Consider the following 24,877-nt stretch of genomic DNA (forward strand, 5'->3'; position numbering starts at 1 on the left):
ACAAGATCGAGCGTAGAAGCCATGACCCAAGCGTATGAACCGCTGCGTCTGCACGTCCCTGAACCCTCGGGCCGCCCAGGCTGCAAAACCGATTTCTCCTACCTGCATCTGACCGATGCCGGCACGGTGCGCAAACCTTCCATCGACGTAGAACCGGCCGACACCGCCGACCTGGCCCGTGGCCTGATCCGCGTGCTCGACGACCAGGGCAACGCCCTCGGCCCATGGGCCGAAAACGTGCCGGTCGAGATCCTGCGCAAAGGCATGCGTGCCATGCTCAAGACCCGGATCTACGACAACCGCATGGTGGTCGCCCAGCGTCAGAAAAAAATGTCGTTTTACATGCAGAGCCTCGGCGAAGAAGCCATCGGCAGCGCCCAGGCCCTGGCCTTGAACATCGACGACATGTGCTTCCCGACCTACCGCCAGCAAAGCATCCTGATGGCTCGCGACGTGCCATTGGTCGACCTGATCTGCCAACTGCTGTCCAACGAGCGCGATCCGCTCAAGGGCCGTCAGCTGCCGATCATGTATTCGGTCAAGGACGCGGGTTTCTTCACCATTTCCGGCAACCTCGCCACTCAATTCATTCAAGGCGTGGGCTGGGGCATGGCCTCGGCGATCAAGGGCGACACCAAAATCGCCTCGGCCTGGATCGGCGACGGCGCCACCGCCGAATCGGACTTCCACACCGCCCTCACCTTCGCTCACGTCTACCGTGCGCCCGTAATCCTCAACGTGGTCAACAACCAGTGGGCGATTTCGACCTTCCAGGCCATTGCCGGTGGTGAAGCCACCACCTTCGCCGGACGCGGCGTCGGTTGCGGCATCGCCTCGCTGCGTGTTGACGGCAACGATTTCTACGCGGTCTACGCCGCCTCCGCCTGGGCTGCCGAACGCGCTCGCCGCAACCTTGGCCCGACCATGATCGAATGGGTCACCTACCGCGCCGGCCCGCACTCGACCTCCGACGATCCGTCCAAATACCGTCCTGCCGACGACTGGAGCCACTTCCCGCTGGGCGACCCGATTGCCCGCCTGAAACAGCACCTGATCAAGGTCGGCCACTGGTCGGAAGAAGAGCACGCCGCCGTCAGCGCCGAGCTCGAAGCCGAAGTGATCGCGGCGCAGAAACAGGCCGAACAGTACGGCACCCTCGCCGGCGGCCAGATTCCGAGCGCCGCGACCATGTTCGAAGACGTCTACAAAGAGATGCCGGAGCACTTGAAGCGCCAGCGTCAGCAGTTGGGGATCTGACATGAACGATCACAACAACAATATTCAGTTGGAAACCGCCATGACCACGACCACCATGACCATGATCCAGGCCCTGCGCTCGGCCATGGATGTGATGCTTGAGCGTGACGACAACGTCGTGGTGTTCGGCCAGGACGTCGGCTACTTCGGCGGCGTGTTCCGCTGCACCGAAGGCCTGCAGACCAAGTACGGCACCTCGCGGGTGTTCGACGCGCCGATCTCCGAAAGCGGCATCGTCGGCGTCGCCGTGGGCATGGGTGCTTATGGCTTGCGTCCAGTCGCCGAAATTCAGTTCGCCGACTACGTGTACCCGGCGTCCGACCAGATCATTTCCGAAGCCGCCCGTCTGCGTTATCGCTCGGCCGGCGAGTTCACCGCGCCGATGACCCTGCGCATGCCTTGCGGCGGCGGCATCTACGGCGGCCAGACCCACAGCCAGAGCATCGAGGCGATGTTCACTCAGGTCTGCGGCCTGCGCACCGTCATGCCGTCCAACCCGTATGACGCCAAAGGCCTGCTGATCGCCTCCATCGAAAACGATGACCCGGTGATCTTCCTCGAGCCGAAACGCCTGTACAACGGCCCGTTCGACGGCCACCACGACCGCCCGGTAACCCCGTGGTCGAAACACCCGGCCGCGCAAGTACCGGACGGTTACTACACCGTGCCGCTGGACGTTGCCGCCATCACTCGTCCGGGCAAGGACGTGACCGTGCTGACCTACGGCACCACTGTTTACGTGTCGCAAGTCGCCGCCGAAGAAAGCGGCGTTGATGCGGAGGTCATCGACCTGCGCAGCCTGTGGCCGCTGGACCTGGAAACCATCGTCAAATCCGTGAAGAAAACCGGCCGTTGCGTCGTGGTTCACGAAGCCACCCGCACCTGCGGTTTCGGCGCCGAACTGGTGTCGCTGGTGCAAGAGCATTGCTTCCACTACCTGGAAGCGCCGATCGAACGCGTCACCGGTTGGGACACCCCCTACCCGCACGCGCAGGAGTGGGCGTATTTCCCTGGGCCGTCCCGAGTGGGCGCGGCGCTGAAACGGGTCATGGAGGTCTGAATGGGCACGCACGTTATCAAGATGCCGGACATCGGCGAAGGCATCGCAGAAGTAGAACTGTCGCAGTGGCACGTCAAGGTCGGCGACCTGGTCGTTGAAGATCAGGTGCTGGCGGATGTGATGACCGACAAGGCGATGGTCGATATTCCCTCGCCGGTACACGGCAAGGTGATTGCGTTGGGCGGTCAGCCGGGTGAAGTGATGGCGGTCGGCAGTATCCTGATCAGCATCGAGGTTGAAGGCGCCGGCAATCTGAAGGAGTCGGACAAACCGGCGCCTGTTGCGGCGAAAGAGGCACCTGCCGCACCCAAAGTTGAAGCGGTCGTTGAAAGCAAACCTGCTGTGACCGCACCGCGTCCGGCGGCTGCCGTTTGCCAGGGCCCGATGGTTGCCCGCGAAGCCGATGAGCGCCCGCTGGCCTCGCCGGCCGTGCGCAAACATGCGCTGGATCTGGGCATTCAATTGCGTCTGGTGCGCGGCTCCGGCCCGGCCGGTCGCGTATTGCACGAAGACCTTGAGGCCTATCTGGCACAGGGTCAGTCGAACGCTTCGGCGCCGGTCGCTGCCGCGTACACCCAGCGTAACGATGAAGAACAGATTCAAGTGATCGGTATGCGCCGCAAGATTGCCCAGCGCATGCAGGACGCCACTCAGCGTGCCGCTCATTTCAGTTATGTCGAGGAAATCGACGTCACTGCGATTGAAGAACTGCGTGCCCACCTGAACGAAAAACACGGTGCCAGTCGTGGCAAGCTGACCTTGCTGCCATTCCTGGTGCGCGCGTTGGTCGTCGCTCTGCGCGACTTCCCGCAGATGAACGCCCGTTACGACGACGAAGCCCAGGTCATCACCCGCCTCGGCGCGGTGCATGTCGGCGTCGCCACCCAAAGCGATGTCGGCCTGATGGTGCCGGTGGTGCGTCATGCCGAGGCGCGCAGCCTGTGGGACAGCGCGGCGGAAATCTCCCGCCTAGCCACCGCCGCCCGCAATGGCAAGGCCAGCCGCGATGAACTGTCCGGCTCGACCATCACCCTGACCAGTCTCGGCGCCCTTGGCGGCATCGTCAGCACTCCGGTGCTGAATCTGCCGGAAGTGGCGATCGTCGGCGTCAACAAAATCGTCGAACGCCCAATGGTCGTCAAAGGTCAGGTGGTGATCCGCAAGATGATGAACCTCTCCAGCTCCTTCGATCACCGCGTGGTCGACGGCATGGACGCGGCGCTCTTCATCCAGGCCATTCGTGGTCTGCTCGAACAACCCGCGACCCTGTTTGTGGAGTGATGGCATGCAAACTCTGAACACCACGCTGCTGATCATCGGCGGCGGCCCCGGCGGTTACGTGACGGCCATTCGCGCCGGGCAACTGGGCATTTCGACCATTCTGGTCGAGGGCGAATCGCTGGGCGGCACCTGCCTGAACATCGGCTGTATTCCGTCGAAAGCGCTGATTCATGTGGCCGAACAGTTTCATCAGACTCAACACCACAATCAGCATTCGGCACTGGGCATCAGCGTTTCGGCGCCGACCCTCGACATCAGCAAAAGCGTCGAGTGGAAGGACGGCATCGTCGATCGCCTGACCACTGGCGTCGCCGCCCTGCTGAAGAAAAACAAGGTTCAGGTCTTCAACGGCTGGGCCAAGGTCATCGACGGCAAGACCGTTGAAGTCGGCGATACCCGCATCCAGTGCGAGCATCTGGTGCTGGCCACCGGTTCGACAAGCGTCAACCTGCCGATCCTGCCGATTGGCGGGCCGATCATTTCGTCGACCGAAGCACTGGCACCGAAGTCGGTACCGAAACGCCTGATCGTGGTCGGCGGTGGTTACATCGGTCTGGAGCTGGGCATTGCCTACCGCAAGCTCGGTGCCGAGGTCAGCGTGGTCGAGGCGCAGGATCGCATCCTGCCAGCCTACGACGCAGAACTGACCCAACCGGTGCACGACGCGCTGAAGCAACTGGGCGTGAAGCTGTACCTCAAGCACAGCGTGCTGGGTTTCGACGGGACGTTGCAGGTGCGCGATCCGAACGGCGACACCCTGAACCTGGAAACCGATCAGGTGCTGGTGGCCGTTGGTCGCAAACCCAACACCCAGGGCTGGAACCTTGAAGCGCTGAACCTGGACATGAACGGCTCGGCGATCAAGATCGACAGCCGCTGCCAGACCAGCATGCGCAACGTCTACGCCATCGGCGACCTGAGCGGCGAGCCGATGCTGGCTCACCGCGCCATGGCACAGGGCGAGATGGTTGCCGAACTGATCAGCGGCAAGACCCGCGAATTCAACCCGACCGCCATCGCTGCCGTGTGCTTCACCGACCCGGAACTGGTAGTGGTCGGCAAGACGCCGGACGAAGCCAAGGCGGCGGGACTGGACTGCATCGTGTCGAACTTCCCGTTCGCGGCCAATGGTCGGGCGATGACGCTGGAATCGAAAACCGGCTTCGTGCGGGTGGTCGCTCGTCGGGACAATCATGTGATTGTCGGCTGGCAGGCGGTCGGTGTCGGGGTATCCGAACTGTCGACTGCGTTCGCGCAAAGCCTGGAAATGGGTGCGCGACTGGAAGACATCGGCGGCACCATCCATGCGCACCCGACCCTGGGTGAAGCGGTGCAGGAAGCGGCGTTGCGTGCGCTTGGGCATGCGTTGCACCTGTAACGCTCGGTCGCAGATCGTTCCCACGCTCCGCGTGGGAATGCCTCCACGGACGCTCCGCGTTCGGCTGTTGGGACGCAGAGCGTCCCGGACTGCATTCCCACGCAGAGCCTGGGAACGATCAAAGGCAGAGATTTCGGGCTGCGAAACCGCTCAAGAATGAAGTATTGTTGTGCCCATCCAAAAAAACGTCAGAAGCCTTGAACCGCTTCGGCGGTTGTTCAGTGATAGAGGGTGTCATGGGTAACGAAAGCATCAACTGGGACAAGCTGGGTTTTGACTACATCAAGACCGACAAACGCTATCTGTCGTACTTTCGCAACGGCGAGTGGGACAAAGGCACCCTGACCGAAGACAACGTACTGCACATCAGCGAAGGCTCCACTGCCCTTCACTATGGCCAGCAATGCTTCGAAGGCCTGAAGGCCTATCGTTGCAAGGACGGCTCGATCAACCTGTTCCGTCCGGACCAGAACGCCGCACGCATGCAACGCAGCTGCGCCCGCCTGCTGATGCCGCATGTGTCCACCGAGCAGTTCATCGAAGCGTGCAAGGAAGTGGTTCGCGCCAACGAGCGCTTCATCCCGCCTTACGGCACCGGCGGCGCGCTGTACCTGCGTCCGTTCGTGATCGGCGTGGGTGACAACATCGGCGTGCGTACCGCACCTGAGTTCATCTTCTCGGTGTTCGCGATCCCGGTCGGTGCCTACTTCAAGGGCGGCCTGACCCCGCACAACTTCCAGATCTCCACCTTCGACCGCGCCGCGCCACAAGGCACCGGTGCCGCCAAGGTCGGTGGCAACTACGCCGCCAGCCTGATGCCGGGCTCCCAGGCCAAGAAAGCGCACTTCGCTGACGCCATCTACCTGGATCCGCTGACCCACAAGAAGATCGAGGAAGTCGGTTCGGCCAACTTCTTCGGGATTACCCACGACAACAAGTTCGTAACCCCGAACTCGCCGTCGGTACTGCCGGGTATCACCCGTCTGTCGCTGATCGAACTGGCCAAGTCCCGCCTGGGTCTGGAAGTGGTCGAAGGCGACGTGTTCATCGACAAGCTGTCGGACTTCAAGGAAGCCGGTGCCTGCGGTACCGCTGCGGTGATCACCCCGATCGGCGGCATCAGCTACAACGACCACCTGCACGTGTTCCACAGCGAAACCGAAGTCGGCCCTGTGACCCAGAAGCTCTACAAAGAGCTGACCGGTGTGCAGACCGGCGACATCGAAGCGCCAGCAGGCTGGATCGTCAAGGTTTGATCTGACGGCCAGATGCACAAAAGCCCCCATCGAGTGATCGATGGGGGCTTTTTCATTCGTCCCGTTCACTAACCTTCATGGCAATCCGCTTGCCCGCGCGACCGGCAATCCCGCTCGCCTGTCCGTTCTGCTGCTTGCCCATGCGCGCCTGGGTAATCAATCCGGGAATCAGCTCCCCCTCCGGCAGGTTCTTCCAGAACCGCGTCGGCAAATGCCCTTGCATGACTTTCTCGTTCAACCGCGCCGGGTTGAAGATGTGGCTGTAGTACGTCAGCCATAAATCACCGTGGGGATCATCGACCTTCTGCGCCAGTTGCTGCCATTCCAGCGGGCACTGGCGTTGATGGATCAGTTGTTCGCCATCGTAATAAACCCCGTCGCGGGGTGTGGCGATCAGCCAACGATGCCGGCCCATGCGCCCGATGAAGTGTTCGCTGGCACTGTGCAGGATGTCGTGGGCTGGTTCGTGCCACGCGACGTATTGTGGGCCCGGCTGTTCTGGCGGGCGCTCGATGAAGCGCACGAACGCATGCAGATGATGGGCTTCGCGCTGCACCTGCTTGATCCGCCGCTGCAACTCGCTGCCCAGTTTGTCGCCGGCCATCATTGCGGTGCGGTCGCCGTGGCTGACTCGCCACAGCACTTCATACAGCAGACTCCAGCGTTGATCGCCCCGGTATCGAGATGCTTGTTCCAGGGTGTCGAGCAATGCACGCGGAATCCGCGCCTGAAACGGCCCCTGCCCTTCGGGCACCGATACGTCACTGGCGAACAGATCGCTCACGCCTTCCGACGCCCAGCTCACCAGACTCGGGTCGATTTCATGGCTGAGCAGCCAGCGCGCCTGCTGGCGCCAGGTATCGAACAGGTCGTCGCAATCGAGATTGATCATCCCCACAGCCCCATCTGTTGCGGCATCGGCCGGTCGCGCAGTTGCTGATAGAGCATCTGGCTGGTGACTTCTGCCTGCTGCGGGTGGTAATCGCTGGTGATGATGAACGGTTTGGCCTTGGCCAGCACACAACGCATACGCGCCACGTCTTCGTAGCGAATGCGCCGCTGCCGACGCAGCTCCACCAGACGTTCGGTAGTGCGCAGGCCGATGCCGGGAATGCGTGAGATCAACGCCGGTTCGGCGCGGTTGAGATCCAGAGGGAATACCTCACGATTCTGCAGCGCCCAGGCCAGTTTCGGATCGATATCCAACGCCAGATTGCCCGGCCCCTGAAGCAACTCACCGGCGGTATAGCCATAACCGCGCAACAGAAAATCCGCCTGATACAAGCGGTGCTCGCGCATCAGTGGCGGCGCGGCCAGCGGCACGCTTTTCGGGCTGTCGGGAATCGGGCTAAACGCCGAGTAATAGACCCGACGCAGGCGGAAGTTACCGTAGAGCGCCTGAGCGCTGTGCAGGATGGTGCTGTCGTCGGTGTCATCGGCACCGACGATCATTTGCGTGCTCTGCCCGGCCGGGGCGAACTTCGGTGCACGGGGTTCGTTGAGCACCGTCTGCACACCGGTGTAGATGGTGTTCATCGCCTGCTTGATCGAACCGATCTGCTTCTCCGGCGCGAGGGTTTGCAGGCTGGCATCGGTGGGCAATTCGATGTTGACGCTCAAGCGGTCGGCGTAGCGCCCGGCCTCTTCGATCAGCGCAGGATCCGCATCGGGAATGGTCTTGAGATGAATGTAGCCACGGAACTCATGCTCTTCGCGCAACAGCTTCGCGACACGCACCAGTTGCTCCATGGTGTAGTCCGCCGAACGAATGATCCCCGAGCTAAGAAACAACCCGCTGACGCAATTGCGCCGGTAGAAATCCAGGGTCAGCGTCACCACTTCCTCGGGCGTGAAACGCGCACGCGGCACGTCGCTGGAGCGGCGGTTGACGCAGTACTGGCAGTCGTAGAGACAGAAATTGGTCAGCAGCACCTTGAGCAGCGACACGCAACGCCCGTCCGGCGTGTAGCTGTGGCAGATGCCCATGCCATCGGTCGAACCCAGCCCGCTTTTGCCCTCGGAACTGCGCTTGGGCGCGCCGCTGCTGGCGCAGGAGGCATCGTACTTGGCGGCGTCGGCGAGGATGCTGAGCTTGTCGATGATTTGCATGGCACGGACTCGATACTGTTCGCATATACAGTATAGAGAGCGTTTGACTCATACAAGATGCAATACCGTTCTTCGTCGGAATGTCGCGCTGCTACAGACAGGTCATTTTGACTCATAGGAAGTCAGATTGACTCGATATCACGAAGGTCATAATGACTATCAAATCTGCGCAGCCCTTGATATTCAAGGCTGTCCGGCATGGCCCGAAAATTGTCTGGTTCCCCGTAGCCATTTTGGCTGAAGACCAAAAACGGGAGTTGAACATGGATCAGGTTTTTCAGGGCAAGCTTGCCGTCATCACCGGCGCCAGTTCAGGCATAGGCCTGGCCGTTACCGAACGCCTGCTGAATCAAGGCGCACGCGTGTTGGCCATGTCGCGAAAGCTCGGCGCACTGGCCGAACTGCTTGAGCGGTATCCGCAGCAACTGGTCTGGCAACCCGGCGATGTCACTCAAGCAACCGACCTTGCCGCTTTGGCCGATCAGGCTGCGAGCGTGGGCCCGGTAAGTTTCGTGGTACCCAACGCCGGCATTGCGGAATTGGCCGACGGGCTCGACAGCTCGGCATTCGATCGCCAATGGGCTGTGAACGGCGCCGGCGCCCTCAACACGCTGGCCGCCCTGCGCCCGCACCTTGCAGACGAGACTTCAGTGGTGTTCATCGGTACTTTTCTGGCCCAAATCAGTTTCGCGGGACTGGCCGCCTACATCGCGTCAAAAGCGGCGTTGATCGCCCATGCCCGAACCCTTGCGGTCGAGCTGGCACCCCATGGCGTGCGCATCAATTGCGTCTCTCCCGGCCCGACCGCGACGCCGATCTGGTCAACGCTGGGCCTGAGTGACGAAGCGCTCGGCGACGTGGCCCAAGGCGTCAACAAACGGCTTTTGAGCGGGCAGTTTCTCGAACCTGCGGCGGTGGCCGACGTCATTCTGTTCCAACTGGGCAACGGTGCTCGTGGCGTCATCGGTCAGGATTGGGTGGTCGATAGCGGTTATACCCTGAGCTAACGCGCATGCACCGATCCGGGCGTGGAATCCGTCATCTGGCGGCCTGACGATTCCCGCCCGGACTCCGGCAAAACCAGACCCCAGCGCGACGCCAGTTCCCGGCGCCCCTGCACCGTCAACGTCAGCGCCCGACTGTCCAGATCCTGCGTCACCCATTTGCGCTTCAACTGCAACTACGCGGCCCCGAGCGAACCACCCAAGTGCGGCCGGCGCATGCTCCAGTCCAGACACGTCGGCACCAATGTCAGGGGCAAAGGCCAGCGATGACGATTGCCAGCGACGATCAGTGAAATCCTCGCCCACGACATCGACCTGAAGCGGTTCGCCTGGCATTACCGCCCTTCGCTGAACGGGCGAATTCCGCTGTTCAGCGAAGTACGGGCTTAGGCGCTGCGCAATTCGATCGTAAGGTGCGACAGCTCATGCACCGGCGCCAGCCGCTCGCGAATCGCTTCAGCAGTCACGCCAGCCGCGGCGACTACGCTGACAATCGCCGCCCGCGCCTGCGGGCCGACCTGCCAGACGTGCAGGTCGCTGATGCGTACGTCGTCGGAGGTTTCCAGCAGCTCGCGGATCTCCTCGGCCACCGGCTCATCGGTGGTATCGAGCAGCACGGCGGCGCTGTCGCGCATCAGGTTCCAGGCCCATTTGGCGATGACGATGGAACCGATGATGCCCATCACCGGGTCCATCCAGACCCAGCCCAGATAGCGCCCGGCAAGTAGCGCGGCAATCGCCAGCACCGACGTCAACGCATCGGCGAGTACGTGCACGTAAGCTGAACGCAGGTTGTTGTCGTGATGGTGCTGATGGCCATGATCGTGGCTATGACCATGGTCATGATGACCATGATGGCCGGCCAGCAGAAACGCGCTGAGCAGGTTGACGCCCAGGCCGACCAGGGCAATCAAGGTAGCTTCGCCGAACGCCACGCTGGTTGGCTGGAACAGACGGAAAACCGATTCCCCCGCAATGCCCAGCGACACCAGCCCCAGCACCATCGCCGAGGCAAAACCCGCCAGATCACCAACCTTGCCGGTGCCGAAACTGTAGCGCCGGTTGTTGGCGTTGCGCCGGGCAAAACCATAGGCCGCCGCCGCGATGCCCAAGGCACCAGCGTGGGTCGCCATGTGGAAACCGTCGGCCAGCAGCGCCATGGAACCGGTGAGATAACCGGCGGCAATTTCGCCAATCATCATCACGAACGTCAGCGCCACCACCCACAAGGTTCGGCGGGCGTTGTCGTCGTGGGATGCACCGAGGAACTGGTGATCGTGGGAAAACGTTTCAGCCTTGAGTGTCATGGCGTGGTTGCTCACTTGGAATAACGGCGAATGGCCTGCAGCAACTCTTCCACGCCTTGGGCACGGGCTTCATCGCTGAGATCAGGATGGGCGACATGCTCGCGGGCGTGGGCCTCGATGAACTGCTCCATCAGGCCGTTGATCGCCCCGCGAACCGCCGCCATCAGGTGCAGCGTCTTGGCGCAATCTGCCTCGGACTCCAGCGCCCGTTCAACCGCCTGAACCTGCCCGGCAATGCGCCGGACCCGGTTAAGCAACTCCCCTTTGTGTTCGTGTGTGTGCGACATACCTATACCCCCTACCCCTATATGGCGAGCATAGTCGCTGTTCGGATTGAAAGGGGCAAGGTCTGTTTTCGACCGCCCGTCGCGGCCTGAAATTTTGACGTGAAAGGATTGAGGCGGAGCGTCAGACGGTGCCGCCTCTGGAAGGCTTTTCAGATGCAGGGCCGTTGGGACCCCTTGTCTGTCAGGCCCATTGCAGCGGCGGGGACGACGAGAAACAGAGGTCTACGTCCAGTTTTGCAGCGGCCGACAAGTTGACCAGCGCATCCAGCGAGAACTTGTCGATTTTGCCGTTGAGTACGTCGTTGAGACGCGGCTGAGTGATGCCAAGACGCTTGGCCGCCTCTTTCTGAGGGAGCTCCCAGGCACGAATCGTTTCGCAAAGCGTACGCATCAGTTTGGCCCGCAGGCGCATGTTGGCCGCTTCCTGCGGCGTGTCTTCCAGTGCATCCCAGATGCTTGAGAAACGCTGGGGTGGGGTTTGATGATCCTTCATGGTTTCACCTGTTCCTGGCATTTGAACGTGCCACGCAGGCTATATCGAAACCGATATAAATCAAGCTCGAAGTGGCTTATTAAATATTCGGTATCACAAAGCAAAAATTCGCGAGTCAGCACATCTGATAAGCCGACACAGAACTCCTGTGGGAGCGAGCTTGCTCGCGATGGCGGACTGAAAAACGACGCATCATTTTGCCGCCATCCAGGAGGCTACATTGCCTTGCGCCTTTGCCTACAACTACGCCAGAATCCGCCGGCTTGTGCAGTTTGGGGCCTGCCCGTAACTTGATTCGCATCACTGAATGGTCAGTGATCGGGTTTAGTCGCTCGGGAACCACAAACCATGCACAAGCTCCATCCAGCCAGATATTCCACATATCTGCACTCTATGGCGGCTGTGCGCAGGGCACCCTCGGGTGCACCGGGTTTGGTGGGTTCCCCGGTCGACTAACCTGTGTACAGCTGCCACCTCTCTGTTTAGTCGCAAGGTGGTGTCAGCATTATTTAAGGGATACCCCCAAATGTTCAAACCTACGCCTAATCCACCAGAAACAGACTTACCGTCCGAATCCGATCCAACCTCTCCCTACTCCACAACCGATTCAAAAAAACTCCACGAAGCCGCCGAGCGCGCCCTCGACCATTACCTCAAACCCACCGCCCCGAAACAACACTGCCCCGGCCGCATGTTCCTCGTCGCCCCCGACCTGGATCAACATGCCCTGCTGGCCCACGCCTGCGAATCGATGACTTCGGCCAGCGTAATGCTCAGCGACTTCGCCGCGCTGCTGGACCCGCCCTACCGCAGCACCGTGCTGGGCATCGCCCAAGTGGTGATGTGTGGTGAACTCGCGGTGAACCGGGCGCTGGACACTCTCGATGCCACAACCTGAGGGAACACCCATGGAAAGCAAATCCGATGCACACATCGTCGCCGCCCTGATCTCCATCGGCCTCAACGAGAAAGACAGCCAATGGGCCCAAAAAGCCTGTCTGCTGCTGCTGGAGAGCGAACGAAAATCCATCGTCAGCGCCGCACTCACCGCCCTCGCCCAACTCGCCCGTGACCATGGCGAACTGGATCGCAACCGCCTGCTGCCGGCACTCACCAGCGTAAAACGCAGATTTCCAAGCCTGACCGGCACGGTTGCCGCGACGCTGGATGAGATGGCGATGGCTGCGTAACACCTGGGCACAAGGCAAGAAAAAACCCGCTGCCTCCGTTGAGGGAGGCTGCGGGTTTTGTGTGCAGATGTGGTTAACGCCGAAAGTCAGCCAGAACGAAAGGCGTATGCGCCCTCAAGTAAGCCTCGACCTCCTCCAGCGAAAGCAACCCTTCGCGGGATGAAAAAGTGGCTTCTTTGTCATCGTCACGAGTCACTGTCACGGTGTAAGCGCCTTCCGTCTCCTGCAAAACGCCGGTGAGTCTGACCTTCTGCCCGTCTTCCTCGGCGAAGGAAATCGCAGACAGTGGCTTTGACGCCAAGACCTGAGCCTTGCGGGCCAGAAAGGCTTCTCGCCGTGCGAGGACATCCTTTCCGGCGAACCACAAAAAAATCATCATGGCCGCGAAGAATACCAACTGGATGTTGTAAATCGGGCTCCGTCGTCCCGAGTGTTCGATAGTCAACCACGCAACAGTTTTGTAAATGATCTGTTCAACATCCATCGACCTGATCCTTGAGCCGTTCGAACAAGATGACCTCTGGTCATCAATCCTCCCGCGTCAAAACCTCAAGCAACTCAATCTCGAACACCAGATTCGAATTCGGCGGAATCTTGCCCATCGTCCGTTCGCCATACCCCAGATGCGCCGGCACCAGCAGTTTGCGTTTGCCGCCAACCTGCATGCCCATGATTCCGTGATCGCAAGGATTTCATGTATCGGTTTATATACGACCATTACCAGGAAGTGGTGCCTGAGGTAGCGGGACTAGTGGATATTCAAATTCTGGGCGTAGAACGTATTCACGGCCTGCCGCAGTTAGGGTGACGTATTTTCCAGATGTAGCGTATTGAAAAGAGATAAATTTCCTCTTCTCAAGTACGTCCATGGCTCCATCTGCCTGCAAAAGCGTTAGACCAATTTGAACAGGAAAATCTTTAGTACGGCAATCTTTGCCAACGCTGTCATAAGCCGCTATTGCAGCAATGACCTTACTCTGCTCGTCTGTGAGAGGAAGTATTTTTGGCACCTGTAAATCCTTGATCTTCGCGTGAGCAGCATCTAACTCCATATCAGCGTCTTTTAGCTTTCCATTGGCATCAATGATCACCCAGACCACTACCCCCATCATCAGCAAAGGCAAGACCGTGACTACAACAAGCATCCACAACGGCAGGGGAACCGTAAGGATCATCCAACTGCGCACGCTCTGTAACCCGCGCCACATTACAGAGATTGCCGGGCTAAAAAGGACACGTCGTAGTAGCTCTCAACGAACTTGGTAGCTGGAACTCCTAGGCTTGGAACTAGCGCCCATGCACCGAGCGTTCTCATCAAATGGAATTTCGTCTTCTGCTTCGCACCTTCTTGCTGCATATCGTCACCCTAGTTGCCTTAGATGCCGGATGTTACCAGAGTAGCCCTGTGCCATAACGCCGGTTATTTGCCCCCCCGCACTATTGTCAAGTGAGGCCGAAGCCAACATTCAACTCCTTGCCGAAAACGCCTTTTTTGTAACAACCGCTTGAACCTCAGAAGCGTCCTACATCTTTCAAACTCTTATTCAGATAGCGTCCTTCACGCTTTGAAAAGATGAAACAAGGACGCTCATGCCTCGAAAAACACTCCTCCCCCGGATTCAAAATCCGCCGTCAGGTGACGGGCACCACATCACTACCCGCTTCATGACTGCTACCGAACTTGCAGAGCAGGATGCCAGACAAAAGAAATACGACGATATGCTGGCCAGACAACAAGCCTATGAAGATCGTTTTGTTCGGCAGACGCCACCACAGAGTCAACTCAGCGCCGTAGGTTGTGTATTTGCCAAAAGCTGCAACCTCCCCGACGGCGTCATCAACCATGAAAGCCCGTCAGGGTTTATTCCTGTCGAAAGGCTTGCCGACTTTGGAGCGTTCTCACTTCTTGGGGGGCGCGAAAAACATGCGTCGGGAAACATTCCCCTCAAAAAAATCAGCGGTGTCAATTTACCGTCCGCACTAGGAACTCTTGTGTTGGGCAGTCCTGCTTTTACTGGCGCCGGCGCAAGCGTCACTTCCAGTGTTGGCGCAGTCACGGGCGGCGTTGCAGGAGGTGCATTGGCGGGAATGGTTGCACTTCTGTGGCCATCGAATCTGGGGGACAGTTCGCTCTATACCGAAGAACAGCTCAGATCACTGAAGGAGGGCCGAACACGTATCCGGCTGCACGTAGAGCAACAGGCCGATGGCAGTCTCAAAGGGTACGGGTACAACACTCAGAATCGCCCTGACTGGGAAATGATTCCGGTCGTGCAATTCGTTGCTCAAGGCTCTCGACAGGTGGCTGACTTTGGCAATGGCGCCACTTTGACCTGGACGCCTGCAGTCGATCCATCCAGCACCTCGGCTATCCCACCGCTGGAAGGTGCCCCGCAAACACCGACTATCTGGATTTATCCGCCGACTGAGCAAGCAGACAAAATCATCGTCAACCCGATCTATCCGCCGGAGTACGAGGATTTCATCCTTGTGTTTCCGGCTGACTCCGGGGCGCAGCCTCTGTATGTTGTGCTCTCCAGGCCAGCACTGGGCGGTGATATCAAATACCACAGGCCCCCACGCACACTGCCCGCATTCCCGGATGCCCAACCAGTCAAATCAAAAAGCAGCGTTCAGGGTGGAGGAGGCAAGCGAAGCCGCTGGAAGGACCGGAAGGGGCGAATATATGAATGGGATAGCAAGACTGGCGCTATTGAGCTTTACAACAAACAAGGCAAACACCTTGGTGAATTCAACCACGAAACCGGTGAACAAATAGATCCCGCAGATCCCGAGAGATCTACCCCGAAGTAATAAGGAGGCTTTCAATGTTTTTATGGATAAGTGGCTTTTTGAAAGGTGATGAAGAGGACGACTCTTTGAAGTTTGAACTGACGGTGAAGCATGAGGCAGAAGCTGCAGTTTTAGCGTTGCTAGGTTGGGAAAGCCTGGAAGAAAGCGAGGCCGGAGAATGGTTATTGAATGAAGGTCAGGTCCGGCAAATCGCCTTAATCCTTAATGAACACCTACCAACTGAACTAGATCTTTTTATCGGAGTTCGGGAATAGTTGAGTCTTTTCTATCAAGAACCATCAGTGAACCACGATGAAGCAGTGAAGCTTCTTCAAAGCCGCACAGACACAGACGTTATCCAGGCTCTGATTTCTATTGGCCTCAATGAAGAAGACAGGATTTGGGCCCAACAAACTTGCTTGAAGTATTTCGACAGCAGCAATGAAACCGTAGTCTCCTCCGCCATTACCGCTCTCGGCCACATCGCTCGCAGGCACGGCGAGCTGGACAAAGATGCTGCCCTCTCAGCGCTGGAAGAAGTAAAGACAAGATTCCCCTCGCTGGAAGGCGTGATCGAAGACACGCTTGACGATATTGAGGCATTTACCTGACTCGCCAAGCGTCGCATCCCGGACGTTGTGATCAGGGACTTCCCTCATCACAACGCCCTCGTCCCGCAAGCTTCAATCCTCCCGCGTCAAAACCTCAAGCAACTCAATCTCAAACACCAGATTCGAATTCGGCGGAATCTTGCCCATCGTCCGCTCGCCATACCCCAGATGCGCCGGCACCAGCAGTTTGCGTTTGCCACCCACCTGCATGCCCATGATCCCCTGATCCCAACCCTTGATCACCCGACCGGTGCCGATCACACACTGAAACGGCTTGCCCCGGCTCCAGGACGAATCGAATTCGGTGCCGTCTTCCAGCCAACCGGTGTATTGGGTGGTGATCAACGCGCCTTTGACGGCGGCTTTTCCGTCTCCGGTCTGAAGATCGATTATCTGCAGTTCATCATTCATAACATTCACTCTATCGTTCCGCTGGCCGCCGTTTTCCCAGAAATACCGGCCATTGGCAACCGTTTGACCCTACGTCGGCCGTGATGGATGATGGCCACCCGCTACCAATCCTGATCGATACGCCATGACAGCGACGCTTGAATGACTCAACTCTGGATCAGCTTCGCCATTGTCGTTGTGCTGATGGTCGTGATCGCCGTTCTGATCCGCCGAGTGCGCGAGCTTCGTCAGCAACTCGCCGAGTATCGCGAACTGCTCACCCGCGCCGCCGAGGGCCAGAACATCCGTCAGGATGGCGACGCCGACCGCTTCAAGCGCAGCCAGTATTTCGCCCGGATCGGCACCTGGGACTGGGAGGTCGACACCGACCGGCTCTACTGGTCGGACGCGATCTTCGGCATGTTCGGGTTCAAGATCGGCGAGGTGACACCCTCCTACGCCCTGTTTTGCTCGTGCGTGCACCCCGACGATCGCGCCAAGGTGCGCGCCGGAGAATTGCGCTGTCTGAAAACCGGTGAAAACCACGATGAGGAATACCGCGTGGTCTGGCCCGACGGCACGATTCGCTGGCTGCGGGAAACCGGCAACGTGGTACGCAACGATCACGATGCGGTGATCAAGATGATGGGCGTGGTGCGCGACATCACCGAAGAAAAGGCCTCGGCCAGCTACCTCCAGCACCTCGCTCATTTCGACCCGTTGACCGGCCTGCCCAATCGGCTGGTGCTGGAAGAACGGCTATCGGAAGCACTGGAACATGCGCGCATGACCGAGACGCGGGTGGCATTGGTGTTTATCGATCTCAACGGCTTCAAAGCGATCAACGACCGCTACGGTCACGCCGCCGGCGACCGCGTTCTGATCACCACCGCTACGCGCCTGAAACGCATCCTGCGGGTCAGCGACACCGTCGCGCGCATCGGCGGCGATGAATTCGTGGTCATCCTGCAAGGCCTCGCCCCCGGCCTGAACCTGCAAGACGAAGCCCGCAGCATCTGCCAGAAAATCTTCATCGAACTGTCCCCGCCCATTCCCATCGGCAACGACCAACGCCACATCGGCACCAGCCTCGGCGTCGCCGTCTTCCCCGACCACGCGCCGACCATGGATCGCTTGCTGCACATTGCCGATCTGGCGATGTATGAGGCCAAGCGCAGCGGGAATAATCAGTATCGGTTGGGTGGCGGACAAGCGTTGAGCCATAACCGGATCGACTGAATCTCAGCGCTCGGGCGTACCGAATACAACGCCATTGAAGGTATGCGTGCAGCACCGGCAGTTGGGCGTCATGTCTTCGGCTTTCAGGGCGGGATTGACGATTTGCAGGCGCTTGTTCTCATCGACGTATAACCCGCTGTAGATGCTGGACTCGCCCATCCCCACGACATCCCTTCGCTCGTGTTCATGCAGAGCGACCATCCAGAACACCGGTTCCTGCCGATCCAGCCGCGACACGGCTTCACTGAAAATCTCGTCCCAATCACCGCCGACACGCGACAACAGAAAGCGAAACAACGGCGTGTAATCGTAGCCATGGTGCTTGATGCCATGCATCGAACCGCGTGTAGCCTCGCTGTGGATTTCAGACTTGGTGTTTCGTTGATGCCGGTAATGCCCGCCCGGGTTGTTGCGCCAGACGTTGTGGGCGGTGGTGTTTTCTTTGCGATAAAGGGGTTTCTTTTCCAACCTATTGCTCCTGACATCCAGTCACTCGAAACGCCCCTCGCGTTTTACCGGAACGGCGCTCGAATGCAATCAACCGTCCATGGCCAATTGTTGCTTGAGGTCAGCGCTCCACCGGCTGAATCGCGACAATCGTCCCGTTGGTAATCATCACCATCACGTATTTGTCATTGATCTGCACCCACTGCGCCTGCGGCTCCGGTTGCTTGAGGCCTTTCTGTTTCCAGTTTTTGATGGCTTTTTCGCTGCGCTGGTAAATGTCCGGGGCGCGGTCGTTGACGTTCAGCTCGCGGTTGCCGGTCGGTGATTGTTCGACGGTGTCGTTCGAGGTTTGCGCCGCTTGAACGAGTGGGCTGATCCCGGCGATGCTGGCGACGAGGGCCAGGCTGGCGATTAGGGTCTTGTTGTTCATCGGTGAACCTCCTTCAGATGTTTGATACCTGAACTCCGACTGCGGGGTTCTGGAATCATTCCTTGTTTATTGATGGAAGTTGAGATTGTAGCCACGCTCCGGAACGCGATCCGGGCTAACCCGCCACCGGGCCAATGCAGTCAACGGCATCCATTTGCGATAAGATCGCGCGCCCCCGCCGAGTGAATAAGGACATCACCGTGAAGATCTACCTCATCGTCAATCTGGTATTGCTTGCGCTTCTGGGGCTCTACGCTGTCACTCTTTTCAACAAACTTGTTGCCCGGCGCAACGAGATAAAGAACGCATTTGCCCAGGTCGAAGTGCAGCTCAAACGCCGCTATGACCTGATCCCCAATCTGGTCAGCATCGCCAAGGGTTATCTGGCCCATGAGCGCGAAACCCTTGAAGCCGTGATCGCCGCACGCAATGCCGCCGTGGCCGGACTTGAGGCTGCACAGGCGAAACCGGGCAGCGCCCAGAACATCGCGCAATTGGGGCTGGCGGACAGCGCACTCGGCAGCGCCGTGGGTCGACTGAACCTGACGCTGGAAGCCTATCCGGAGCTCAAGGCGTCGCAGAACATGCAACAACTGAGCGAAGAACTGAGCAGCACCGAAAACAAGGTTAGCTTCGCGCGTCAGGCGTTCAACGACGCGGTGATGGCCTACAACACGCTCAAGCAGAGTTTTCCGGCGGTGCTGCTGGCGACCAGTTTTGGCCATCGCGAGGACGCGGTTCCGTTGAAGTTTGCCGATACGCTGGCCATCAAGACCGCGCCCAACGTTTCTTTCTGATTGCTGCTCTCCATGGATGACCCGATGAACTTTTTTGAACGACAGACCCAAGCTCGAAACCAGACATCACGGCTGATTTACCTGATGATTCTGGCGATTGTCATGCTGATCGGGATGACCAGCCTGCCCTTCGTCTTCAATGGTTTTGAGGATTATCTGAGCGGGACTGGCACGCTGGCGGATGCGTTTCTGGCAATGGCCGTTATTGCATTGTTCATCAGCAGCATCGTGGTGATTGGCGGTCTGCTGAAATATCGGCAACTGCGCGCGGGCGGCAAAGTCGTCGCCGAGAAACTGGGTGGCCGCCTGCTCAATGGCAATGTGCGTACCCTAGACGAGCAGCGGTTGATGAACGTCGTCGAAGAAATGGCGATTGCCTCCGGCACCCGCATGCCAGCGGTGTATCTGTTACCCGACGAAAGCATCAATGCCTTCGCGGCCGGATTTAAACCGGAGGACGCGGCCATTGGTGTGACCCGTGGCGCAGTGAAACTACTGACCCGAGAAGAACTGCAAGGGGTGATCGCCCACGAATTCAGCCACATTTTCAACGGGGACATGCGCCTCAACACGCAACTGGTGGCAGTGGTGCACGGCCTGTTGGTGTTGGGGCTGGCCGGCACTTACATACTGGCCAGCCTGCTCAAGCGCGACAAACGCGACGTGCGATTGATGCTGGTGGTTTTTGCGCTCGGTGCCGCACTGTGCGTGGCCGGGCTTATCGGGAATCTGTACGGCAATCTGATCAAGGCCGCAGTCAGTCGTCAGCGTGAGTTCCTCGCTGATGCCAGCGCGGTGCAATACACGCGCAATCCGCAAAGCATTGTCGGCGCCCTGAAAAAAATCGGCGCCCATGCACAAGGCTCGGTAATCAGCTCGCCCCGTGCCGCCGAGTTCAGTCATTTGTTTTTCAGCACCGGCGGCTCAGGTTGGCTGAGCCGGATGTTTGCGCCCCACCCTGATCTGAACGTGCGGATTCGTCGGATCGATCCGCAGTGGGATGGGAGTTTTAAGACGGCTGCCGCAACCGAAAAACCGGTGCCAGATCAGGTGGCGGCAACGGCGGATTGATTAAAATCCACGCCCACGGATGGCTAGATGAATTTCTTCGAACAACAGCGCCGGGCCAAACATCGCTCGGTGCAGCTCGTGATTTTGATGTTTTTTGCCGTACTCAGCCTGATTCTTGTGTTTTGCATGCTCCTGATTCTGCCGTTCTCATACGGCAAAACGCTCGAGAACATGGCGTCGAACTGGCAGTTTTTCACGACCGTCGCAGCACTGGTAACGGCTGTTGTGTTGCTCGGCGGGCTGGCCAAATACGTTGAACTGAAAGGGGGCGGCAAAGTGGTCGCGCGCCGTTTGGGCGGTCGTCTGATCAACCATGACGCGCGGACTCTGGAAGAGCGCCGCCTGGTCAACGTGGTGGAGGAAATGGCGTTGGCGTCCGGCACCGCAGTCCCTCCCGTGTATCTGCTACCAGATCTGGGCATCAATGCATTTGCTGCCGGCCTCGCTCCTCAGGATGCAGTGATTGGCGTCACTCAAGGTGCGATAAGCCTGTTGTCACGCGATGAACTGCAAGGCGTTATCGCCCACGAATTCAGCCACATCTACAACGGCGACATGCGCCTGAACACCCAACTGGTCGCGATCGTTCACGGGATCATGGTGATCGGGTTGGCGGGAAACCATCTCTTGCGCGGTCTTGAGGACACACCACACTCATCTGCCAATCGTAAGCAGCCGACCATCCTGGTCAGCATGTTTGGCACTGCACTGTGCATCGTCGGATTCTCCGGGACGTTCTTCGGCAACCTGATCAAGGCTGCAGTCAGCCGGCAACGCGAGTTCCTGGCCGATGCGACGGCCGTGCAATACACCCGCAACCCCGACAGTATCGCCGGGGCGCTGAAAAAAATCGGCGGGTATAAAATCGGCTCGACCCTCAAAGCCGCCCGCGTCGCCGAGTTCAGCCACCTGTTTTTCGGCCCTGGCACTTCCAGCGCTCATCTGCTCTCGGGCCATCCGGATCTGCGTGAACGCATTCGCAGGATAGACCCTGACTGGAATGGGACTTTCGTGAACGTCACCGAACCACAGCAGGACTCGATGGTCGCCAGAACCGTGCGGGCAGCGCCGACGAAAGAGCCGCCATAGCACGCCATTGATCCGCTTAGCACATCAATCCATGCCAACTATGCAATTAACAAATCGATCCCTGCGCGCCACTATCCGCCCCAATAAAAACCGTGCGCCGCCTCCCCGTCGCGCACGTCATAAAAGCGGTGGAGTACTTTTCTATGACAGCCTCAATCCCACACGGCGGCTCGCGGGCCGGCGCCATTTTCCGGGTCACCTCGGGTAACTTCCTCGAACAGTTCGACTTCTTTCTGTTCGGTTTCTACGCCACGCAGATCGCGGCGGTGTTCTTCCCGGCGAGCAGTGAGTTCGCCTCTCTGATGATGACTTTTGCAGTGTTCGGCGCAGGCTTTTTGATGCGTCCGCTGGGGGCCATTGTGCTCGGCGCGTACATCGATGACGTCGGTCGGCGCAAAGGTCTGATCGTCACCCTGTCGATCATGGCCAGCGGCACGATCCTGATTGTGCTGGTGCCCGGATATGAAACCATCGGCCTGTTTGCCCCGGCGCTGGTGTTGATCGGGCGGCTGTTGCAAGGCTTCTCCGCGGGTGCGGAACTGGGTGGGGTTTCGGTGTATCTCTCGGAGATCGCCACGCCCGGTCGCAAAGGCTTTTTCACCGCCTGGCAGTCGGCCAGTCAGCAGGTGGCCATCGTCGTCGCCGCTGCGCTGGGTTATGGCTTGAACCAGTGGATGGCACCGCAAGCGGTCGCCGATTGGGGCTGGCGGATTCCGTTTTTCGTCGGCTGCATGATCGTCCCGTTCATCTTCTTTCTGCGACGCAATCTGGCGGAAACCGAAGAGTTCGCCGCTCGTAAACATCGTCCGAGCATGAAGGAAGTGTTCCGCACCCTCGGTCAGAACTGGGGCGTAGTGCTGGGCGGGATGCTGATGGTTGCCCTGACCACCACCGCGTTTTACCTGATCACCGTGTACGCACCGACCTTCGGTAAAACCGTGCTGCACCTGAGCACCTCCGATGCGTTGCTGGTGACGCTGCTGGTGGGCGTTTCCAACTTCTTCTGGCTGCCGATTGGCGGCGCATTGTCCGATCGCGTCGGCCGCCGTCCGGTGCTGATCGCCATGGCGCTGCTGGCGCTGGCCACCACTTATCCGGCGCTGTCGTATCTGGTGCAGGCGCCAAGCTTCAGCCACATGCTGCTGTCGCTGTTGTGGTTGTCGTTTATCTACGGCCTGTACAACGGCGCGATGATTCCGGCCCTGACCGAAATCATGCCGGTAGAAGTGCGCGTGGCCGGTTTCTCCCTGGCCTATAGCCTCGCCACCGCCGTGTTCGGCGGATTCACGCCAGCGATGTCGACCTTCCTGATCCAGTACACCGGCGACAAAGCCGCTCCGGGTTACTGGATGAGCATCGGCGCGCTCTGCGCACTGGGTGCGACGCTGTATCTGTATCGCCGCGCCGGCGGTCGTCTGCAACCTGCTACTGCCTGAGAACATCACCATGAAAAAACTGTTTACCGTTACAGCCCTGCTCGCCGGTCTTGCGTTCAACGTTGCGGCCCAGGCCGAAGAGTTGCGGGTCATGACCTCCGGCGGTTTTACCGCCGCCTACAAGATCCTCGGGCCGAAATTCGCTGCCGCCACCGGCAACACCCTGGACACCCAACTCGGCCCGTCGATGGGCAAGGCGCCGGAGGCAATCCCCAATCGCCTTGCCCGTGGCGAAAAGGCCGATGTGGTGATCATGGTCGGCTACGCCCTCGATGATCTGATCAAACAAGGCAAGGTTGATCCGGCGTCGCGGGTGGAACTGGCGGATTCGCGAATTGGCCTGGTAGTGCGCGAAGGCGCGCCGAAACCGGACATCAGCAACGTCGATGCCCTGAAGAAAACCCTGCTGGATGCAAAATCGGTGGCCTACTCCGACAGCGCCAGCGGCGTGTACATCGAGCAGCAGTTGTTCAAGAAACTCGGTATCGAAGATCAGCTGAAACCGAAGGCGAAGATGATCCCGAAAATCCCGGTGGGTTCGGTGGTCGCCACGGGCGACTATCAACTGGGCTTCCAGCAGGTCAGCGAGTTGCTGCCGGTGCCAGGGGTGAGTTTTGTGGCGAAGATTCCGGAATCGGTGCAGTCGGTAACACGGTTTGCAGCAGGGATTCCGGTGGGTGCGCAGCATCCAGAGGAAGCGAAAGCCTTGCTCGCTTATCTGGCCGCGCCTGCCGCCCAGCCTGACGTTCAGGCCACCGGGCTGGACTCGGTCAAGCGCTGACCGTCGGCGGCTGGACTTTCATTTCCACCACCAGCCGCTCCAGTTCCAGTGCCGCCGGGGTCAGCGTACGGCCCCGGCGTTTGATGATGCCGACGCTGCGCATCACTTGTGGTTCGGTCAGCGGTACCCGCGTCAGGATCGGATGATCCGCCGCCGGCATCGCCATCAACGGCACCGCCGCCACGCCCAGCCCCGCTTCCACCAGACCGATCATGGTCGTCACATGCCGCGTCTCGCAGATGCTCGGGCGTTGCGGCACCACTTTGGCCAAAGCCTGATCCAGCAGAAAACGGTTGCCCGAGGTCTTGTCGAGCGAGATGTAATCCTGCCGGTAGAACTCATCCCAGGTCACGCTGCTGCGCCCGGCCAGCGGATGATCGCGGCGACAGGCGACCACGTAGCTCTCCTGCACCAGCGGCTCAAAATCCACGCCCGCCTCCTGAGTGCCCATGAAACTCAGACCGAAATCCGCCTCGCCATTGACCACCGCGCTCAGCACGTCGTGGGCGCTGGAATCGAGGACTTTGACTTTGATGCGCGGAAACTGCTGGTGATAACGGGCGACCACGCTCGGCATGAAGTAGTACGCCGCCGACGGCACGCAAGCGACCGTGACGTGGCCCTGCCGATTCGAGGCGACTTCGCTGATGCCCAGCAACGCCACGTCCAGATCGTCGAGCAAGCGTTCGACGCTGGGCATGAAACCGCGTCCGGCCTGGGTCAGGCTGACCTTGCGCGTGGTGCGTTCGAACAGCTTCACGCCGAGGGCGTCTTCGAGCTTTTCGATGCGCCGGCTCAGGGCCGGTTGCGACAGGCGCACGGTGTCGGCGGCCTTGCGGAAACTGCCCTGCTCGACCACCGCGCGAAAGGCTTGCAGGTCGTTGAGGTCGAAGTTGATGGCCATGGAAGACTCTGGAGGATTGATTCGCTGAGGCTATAAATGTAACCAATTGATGCAAATTATTACAGAAGCACATCTGCTCAAGCATGTGCTGCCCTAGAGTGTTCACATAGCCTGAGATCGTCCGAGTCCCTTGTGGGAGCGAGCTTGCTCGCGAAAGCGGTGTGTCATTCAGCAGACAGGCCGTCTGACACGCCCTTTTCGCGAGCAAGCTCGCTCCCACAGTTGGATCGTCAGTGGATCTTGAATCGTTGCAACCTTTATCCTTGT

The 24,877-nt window shown here is 59.4% G+C and carries 28 protein-coding genes and 3 pseudogenes; 18 read left to right on the top strand and 13 right to left on the bottom strand.

Annotation, left to right across the window (positions count from 1 at the left end; translation table 11 throughout):
* Window positions 1-21: 21 nt before the first annotated feature.
* The 5 genes from CAF63_RS11445 to CAF63_RS11465 all read left to right on the top strand — a co-directional run bounded on the left by CAF63_RS11445 (window position 22) and on the right by CAF63_RS11465 (window position 6,232).
* Window positions 22-1,257 carry a 3-methyl-2-oxobutanoate dehydrogenase (2-methylpropanoyl-transferring) subunit alpha gene (locus CAF63_RS11445; protein ID WP_007952906.1) on the top strand — a complete coding sequence of 412 codons (1,236 nt, stop codon included), beginning with the start codon at window positions 22-24 and terminating at the stop codon, window positions 1,255-1,257.
* A gap of 1 nt (window position 1,258) precedes the next feature.
* Window positions 1,259-2,317 (top strand): alpha-ketoacid dehydrogenase subunit beta, encoded by a 1,059-nt coding sequence (locus CAF63_RS11450; RefSeq protein ID WP_085687545.1) that lies wholly within the window; start codon window positions 1,259-1,261, stop codon window positions 2,315-2,317.
* The gene (locus tag CAF63_RS11455; protein WP_085687543.1) at window positions 2,318-3,598 is read left to right on the top strand and encodes a dihydrolipoamide acetyltransferase family protein; all 1,281 of its coding nucleotides are present in this window, start codon (window positions 2,318-2,320) and stop codon (window positions 3,596-3,598) included.
* A 4-nt stretch (window positions 3,599-3,602) separates the two neighbouring features.
* Window positions 3,603-4,976 carry a dihydrolipoyl dehydrogenase gene (lpdA, locus tag CAF63_RS11460; RefSeq protein WP_085687541.1) on the top strand — a complete coding sequence of 458 codons (1,374 nt, stop codon included), beginning with the start codon at window positions 3,603-3,605 and terminating at the stop codon, window positions 4,974-4,976.
* A gap of 236 nt (window positions 4,977-5,212) precedes the next feature.
* Window positions 5,213-6,232: a branched-chain amino acid aminotransferase gene (locus CAF63_RS11465; protein WP_085687539.1), complete on the top strand. Its 1,020-nt coding sequence runs from the start codon at window positions 5,213-5,215 to the stop codon at window positions 6,230-6,232.
* A gap of 52 nt (window positions 6,233-6,284) precedes the next feature.
* Here the strand turns inward: CAF63_RS11465 and CAF63_RS11470 are convergent, their stop codons facing one another.
* Together CAF63_RS11470 and CAF63_RS11475 are read right to left on the bottom strand one after the other, a co-directional pair.
* Window positions 6,285-7,124: a TIGR03915 family putative DNA repair protein gene (locus CAF63_RS11470; RefSeq protein ID WP_085687537.1), complete on the bottom strand. Its 840-nt coding sequence runs from the start codon at window positions 7,122-7,124 to the stop codon at window positions 6,285-6,287.
* A complete protein-coding gene (locus CAF63_RS11475) occupies window positions 7,121-8,341 on the bottom strand; it encodes a putative DNA modification/repair radical SAM protein (RefSeq protein ID WP_085687535.1) in 1,221 nt (406 codons plus the stop codon). The genes CAF63_RS11470 and CAF63_RS11475 overlap by 4 nt, the downstream gene beginning before the upstream one ends.
* Window positions 8,342-8,604: 263 nt before the next feature.
* Between CAF63_RS11475 and CAF63_RS11480 the strand changes: the two genes are divergently transcribed.
* The gene (locus CAF63_RS11480) at window positions 8,605-9,348 is read left to right on the top strand and encodes an SDR family NAD(P)-dependent oxidoreductase (RefSeq protein ID WP_085687533.1); all 744 of its coding nucleotides are present in this window, start codon (window positions 8,605-8,607) and stop codon (window positions 9,346-9,348) included.
* Here CAF63_RS11480 and CAF63_RS28975 read toward each other — a convergent pair.
* Window positions 9,345-9,578: pseudogene (locus tag CAF63_RS28975) on the bottom strand (transcriptional regulator); the annotation flags it as partial. The gene CAF63_RS11480 and the pseudogene CAF63_RS28975 sit on opposite strands and share 4 nt — an antisense overlap.
* A 3-nt stretch (window positions 9,579-9,581) precedes the next feature.
* Between CAF63_RS28975 and CAF63_RS28980 the strand changes: the two are divergent.
* A pseudogene (locus CAF63_RS28980) lies at window positions 9,582-9,735 on the top strand (cytochrome P450); the annotation flags it as partial.
* Here the strand turns inward: CAF63_RS28980 and dmeF are convergent.
* The 3 genes from dmeF to CAF63_RS11500 all read right to left on the bottom strand — a co-directional run bounded on the left by dmeF (window position 9,732) and on the right by CAF63_RS11500 (window position 11,432).
* Entirely contained in the window at window positions 9,732-10,652 is a 921-nt protein-coding gene (gene dmeF / locus CAF63_RS11490; RefSeq protein ID WP_085687531.1) for a CDF family Co(II)/Ni(II) efflux transporter DmeF, read from the bottom strand. The pseudogene CAF63_RS28980 and the gene dmeF overlap by 4 nt on opposite strands.
* Window positions 10,653-10,663: 11 nt before the next feature.
* On the bottom strand, window positions 10,664-10,939 hold the full coding sequence (locus CAF63_RS11495) for a metal/formaldehyde-sensitive transcriptional repressor (RefSeq protein ID WP_085687529.1): 276 nt from the start codon (window positions 10,937-10,939) through the stop codon (window positions 10,664-10,666).
* A gap of 181 nt (window positions 10,940-11,120) precedes the next feature.
* Window positions 11,121-11,432 carry a helix-turn-helix domain-containing protein gene (locus CAF63_RS11500; protein ID WP_085687527.1) on the bottom strand — a complete coding sequence of 104 codons (312 nt, stop codon included), beginning with the start codon at window positions 11,430-11,432 and terminating at the stop codon, window positions 11,121-11,123.
* A 526-nt stretch (window positions 11,433-11,958) separates the two neighbouring features.
* Here CAF63_RS11500 and CAF63_RS11505 point away from each other — a divergent pair.
* Together CAF63_RS11505 and CAF63_RS11510 are read left to right on the top strand one after the other, a co-directional pair.
* Window positions 11,959-12,330: a DUF6124 family protein gene (locus tag CAF63_RS11505; protein ID WP_085687525.1), complete on the top strand. Its 372-nt coding sequence runs from the start codon at window positions 11,959-11,961 to the stop codon at window positions 12,328-12,330.
* Window positions 12,331-12,340: 10 nt separating this feature from the next.
* Entirely contained in the window at window positions 12,341-12,622 is a 282-nt protein-coding gene (locus tag CAF63_RS11510) for a hypothetical protein (RefSeq protein ID WP_085687523.1), read from the top strand.
* Window positions 12,623-12,695: 73 nt separating this feature from the next.
* Here CAF63_RS11510 and CAF63_RS11515 read toward each other — a convergent pair whose 3' ends face one another.
* The 3 genes and pseudogenes from CAF63_RS11515 to CAF63_RS11525 all read right to left on the bottom strand — a co-directional run bounded on the left by CAF63_RS11515 (window position 12,696) and on the right by CAF63_RS11525 (window position 13,809).
* Window positions 12,696-13,106 (bottom strand): hypothetical protein, encoded by a 411-nt coding sequence (locus tag CAF63_RS11515; protein ID WP_085687521.1) that lies wholly within the window; start codon window positions 13,104-13,106, stop codon window positions 12,696-12,698.
* 43 nt (window positions 13,107-13,149) lie between these two features.
* Window positions 13,150-13,305 (bottom strand): annotated as a pseudogene (locus tag CAF63_RS11520) (FKBP-type peptidyl-prolyl cis-trans isomerase); the annotation flags it as partial.
* Between the two features lie 21 nt (window positions 13,306-13,326).
* The gene (locus CAF63_RS11525; RefSeq protein WP_143492447.1) at window positions 13,327-13,809 is read right to left on the bottom strand and encodes a hypothetical protein; all 483 of its coding nucleotides are present in this window, start codon (window positions 13,807-13,809) and stop codon (window positions 13,327-13,329) included.
* Window positions 13,810-14,212: 403 nt separating this feature from the next.
* Here CAF63_RS11525 and CAF63_RS11530 point away from each other — a divergent pair, with 403 nt between their 5' ends.
* The 3 genes from CAF63_RS11530 to CAF63_RS11540 are packed head-to-tail and all read left to right on the top strand — an operon-like array spanning window position 14,213 to window position 16,026.
* On the top strand, window positions 14,213-15,436 hold the full coding sequence (locus tag CAF63_RS11530; RefSeq protein WP_085687517.1) for a colicin E3/pyocin S6 family cytotoxin: 1,224 nt from the start codon (window positions 14,213-14,215) through the stop codon (window positions 15,434-15,436).
* A gap of 14 nt (window positions 15,437-15,450) precedes the next feature.
* Window positions 15,451-15,690 carry a pyocin S6 family toxin immunity protein gene (locus CAF63_RS11535; protein ID WP_085687515.1) on the top strand — a complete coding sequence of 80 codons (240 nt, stop codon included), beginning with the start codon at window positions 15,451-15,453 and terminating at the stop codon, window positions 15,688-15,690.
* Between the two features lie 27 nt (window positions 15,691-15,717).
* The gene (locus tag CAF63_RS11540; protein WP_256574506.1) at window positions 15,718-16,026 is read left to right on the top strand and encodes a hypothetical protein; all 309 of its coding nucleotides are present in this window, start codon (window positions 15,718-15,720) and stop codon (window positions 16,024-16,026) included.
* 72 nt (window positions 16,027-16,098) lie between these two features.
* Here CAF63_RS11540 and CAF63_RS11545 read toward each other — a convergent pair whose 3' ends face one another.
* Window positions 16,099-16,437 (bottom strand): FKBP-type peptidyl-prolyl cis-trans isomerase, encoded by a 339-nt coding sequence (locus CAF63_RS11545; RefSeq protein WP_064380576.1) that lies wholly within the window; start codon window positions 16,435-16,437, stop codon window positions 16,099-16,101.
* 141 nt (window positions 16,438-16,578) lie between these two features.
* On the opposite strand from CAF63_RS11545, the gene CAF63_RS11550 reads away from it, so the two are divergent.
* Complete coding sequence (locus tag CAF63_RS11550; protein ID WP_085687511.1) at window positions 16,579-17,655, top strand: sensor domain-containing diguanylate cyclase; 1,077 nt, start codon at window positions 16,579-16,581, stop codon at window positions 17,653-17,655.
* Window positions 17,656-17,658: 3 nt separating this feature from the next.
* Here CAF63_RS11550 and CAF63_RS11555 read toward each other — a convergent pair whose 3' ends face one another.
* Window positions 17,659-18,123: a hypothetical protein gene (locus CAF63_RS11555; protein ID WP_085687509.1), complete on the bottom strand. Its 465-nt coding sequence runs from the start codon at window positions 18,121-18,123 to the stop codon at window positions 17,659-17,661.
* A gap of 100 nt (window positions 18,124-18,223) precedes the next feature.
* On the bottom strand, window positions 18,224-18,532 hold the full coding sequence (locus CAF63_RS11560) for an RcnB family protein (protein ID WP_085687507.1): 309 nt from the start codon (window positions 18,530-18,532) through the stop codon (window positions 18,224-18,226).
* Window positions 18,533-18,732: 200 nt separating this feature from the next.
* Here CAF63_RS11560 and CAF63_RS11565 point away from each other — a divergent pair, with 200 nt between their 5' ends.
* The 5 genes from CAF63_RS11565 (at window position 18,733) to CAF63_RS11585 (ending at window position 23,706) form a co-directional block, all read left to right on the top strand.
* Window positions 18,733-19,329 carry a LemA family protein gene (locus tag CAF63_RS11565; protein WP_085687505.1) on the top strand — a complete coding sequence of 199 codons (597 nt, stop codon included), beginning with the start codon at window positions 18,733-18,735 and terminating at the stop codon, window positions 19,327-19,329.
* A gap of 24 nt (window positions 19,330-19,353) precedes the next feature.
* Window positions 19,354-20,400 (top strand): M48 family metallopeptidase, encoded by a 1,047-nt coding sequence (locus CAF63_RS11570; protein WP_085687503.1) that lies wholly within the window; start codon window positions 19,354-19,356, stop codon window positions 20,398-20,400.
* 27 nt (window positions 20,401-20,427) lie between these two features.
* Window positions 20,428-21,489: a M48 family metallopeptidase gene (locus tag CAF63_RS11575; RefSeq protein ID WP_085687501.1), complete on the top strand. Its 1,062-nt coding sequence runs from the start codon at window positions 20,428-20,430 to the stop codon at window positions 21,487-21,489.
* A gap of 143 nt (window positions 21,490-21,632) precedes the next feature.
* The gene (locus CAF63_RS11580) at window positions 21,633-22,925 is read left to right on the top strand and encodes an MFS transporter (protein WP_085687499.1); all 1,293 of its coding nucleotides are present in this window, start codon (window positions 21,633-21,635) and stop codon (window positions 22,923-22,925) included.
* A 10-nt stretch (window positions 22,926-22,935) separates the two neighbouring features.
* The gene (locus CAF63_RS11585; protein WP_085687497.1) at window positions 22,936-23,706 is read left to right on the top strand and encodes a substrate-binding domain-containing protein; all 771 of its coding nucleotides are present in this window, start codon (window positions 22,936-22,938) and stop codon (window positions 23,704-23,706) included.
* On the opposite strand, the gene CAF63_RS11590 is transcribed toward CAF63_RS11585, so the two are convergent.
* Entirely contained in the window at window positions 23,696-24,610 is a 915-nt protein-coding gene (locus tag CAF63_RS11590) for a LysR family transcriptional regulator (RefSeq protein ID WP_039767273.1), read from the bottom strand. The genes CAF63_RS11585 and CAF63_RS11590 overlap by 11 nt on opposite strands.
* Window positions 24,611-24,877: the final 267 nt, after the last annotated feature.

Origin of the sequence: Pseudomonas sp. B20(2017), from assembly GCF_002113125.1 — a bacterium.
Lineage (GTDB): Bacteria > Pseudomonadota > Gammaproteobacteria > Pseudomonadales > Pseudomonadaceae > Aquipseudomonas.

Coding starts and splice junctions, on each gene's coding strand:
- CAF63_RS11500 (WP_085687527.1), bottom strand. CDS start 11,432: ATGAAGGATCATCAAACCCCACCCCAGCGTTTCTCAAGCATCTGGGAT.
- CAF63_RS11575 (WP_085687501.1), top strand. CDS start 20,428: ATGAATTTCTTCGAACAACAGCGCCGGGCCAAACATCGCTCGGTGCAG.
- CAF63_RS11580 (WP_085687499.1), top strand. CDS start 21,633: ATGACAGCCTCAATCCCACACGGCGGCTCGCGGGCCGGCGCCATTTTC.
- CAF63_RS11545 (WP_064380576.1), bottom strand. CDS start 16,437: ATGAATGATGAACTGCAGATAATCGATCTTCAGACCGGAGACGGAAAA.
- CAF63_RS11475 (WP_085687535.1), bottom strand. CDS start 8,341: ATGCAAATCATCGACAAGCTCAGCATCCTCGCCGACGCCGCCAAGTAC.
- lpdA (WP_085687541.1), top strand. CDS start 3,603: ATGCAAACTCTGAACACCACGCTGCTGATCATCGGCGGCGGCCCCGGC.
- CAF63_RS11455 (WP_085687543.1), top strand. CDS start 2,318: ATGGGCACGCACGTTATCAAGATGCCGGACATCGGCGAAGGCATCGCA.
- CAF63_RS11585 (WP_085687497.1), top strand. CDS start 22,936: ATGAAAAAACTGTTTACCGTTACAGCCCTGCTCGCCGGTCTTGCGTTC.
- CAF63_RS11510 (WP_085687523.1), top strand. CDS start 12,341: ATGGAAAGCAAATCCGATGCACACATCGTCGCCGCCCTGATCTCCATC.
- CAF63_RS11465 (WP_085687539.1), top strand. CDS start 5,213: ATGGGTAACGAAAGCATCAACTGGGACAAGCTGGGTTTTGACTACATC.
- CAF63_RS11515 (WP_085687521.1), bottom strand. CDS start 13,106: ATGGATGTTGAACAGATCATTTACAAAACTGTTGCGTGGTTGACTATC.
- CAF63_RS11470 (WP_085687537.1), bottom strand. CDS start 7,124: ATGATCAATCTCGATTGCGACGACCTGTTCGATACCTGGCGCCAGCAG.
- CAF63_RS11550 (WP_085687511.1), top strand. CDS start 16,579: ATGACTCAACTCTGGATCAGCTTCGCCATTGTCGTTGTGCTGATGGTC.
- CAF63_RS11480 (WP_085687533.1), top strand. CDS start 8,605: ATGGATCAGGTTTTTCAGGGCAAGCTTGCCGTCATCACCGGCGCCAGT.
- CAF63_RS11590 (WP_039767273.1), bottom strand. CDS start 24,610: ATGGCCATCAACTTCGACCTCAACGACCTGCAAGCCTTTCGCGCGGTG.
- CAF63_RS11445 (WP_007952906.1), top strand. CDS start 22: ATGACCCAAGCGTATGAACCGCTGCGTCTGCACGTCCCTGAACCCTCG.
- CAF63_RS11535 (WP_085687515.1), top strand. CDS start 15,451: ATGTTTTTATGGATAAGTGGCTTTTTGAAAGGTGATGAAGAGGACGAC.
- CAF63_RS11505 (WP_085687525.1), top strand. CDS start 11,959: ATGTTCAAACCTACGCCTAATCCACCAGAAACAGACTTACCGTCCGAA.
- CAF63_RS11560 (WP_085687507.1), bottom strand. CDS start 18,532: ATGAACAACAAGACCCTAATCGCCAGCCTGGCCCTCGTCGCCAGCATC.
- CAF63_RS11570 (WP_085687503.1), top strand. CDS start 19,354: ATGAACTTTTTTGAACGACAGACCCAAGCTCGAAACCAGACATCACGG.
- CAF63_RS11450 (WP_085687545.1), top strand. CDS start 1,259: ATGAACGATCACAACAACAATATTCAGTTGGAAACCGCCATGACCACG.
- CAF63_RS11495 (WP_085687529.1), bottom strand. CDS start 10,939: ATGTCGCACACACACGAACACAAAGGGGAGTTGCTTAACCGGGTCCGG.
- CAF63_RS11530 (WP_085687517.1), top strand. CDS start 14,213: ATGCCTCGAAAAACACTCCTCCCCCGGATTCAAAATCCGCCGTCAGGT.
- dmeF (WP_085687531.1), bottom strand. CDS start 10,652: ATGACACTCAAGGCTGAAACGTTTTCCCACGATCACCAGTTCCTCGGT.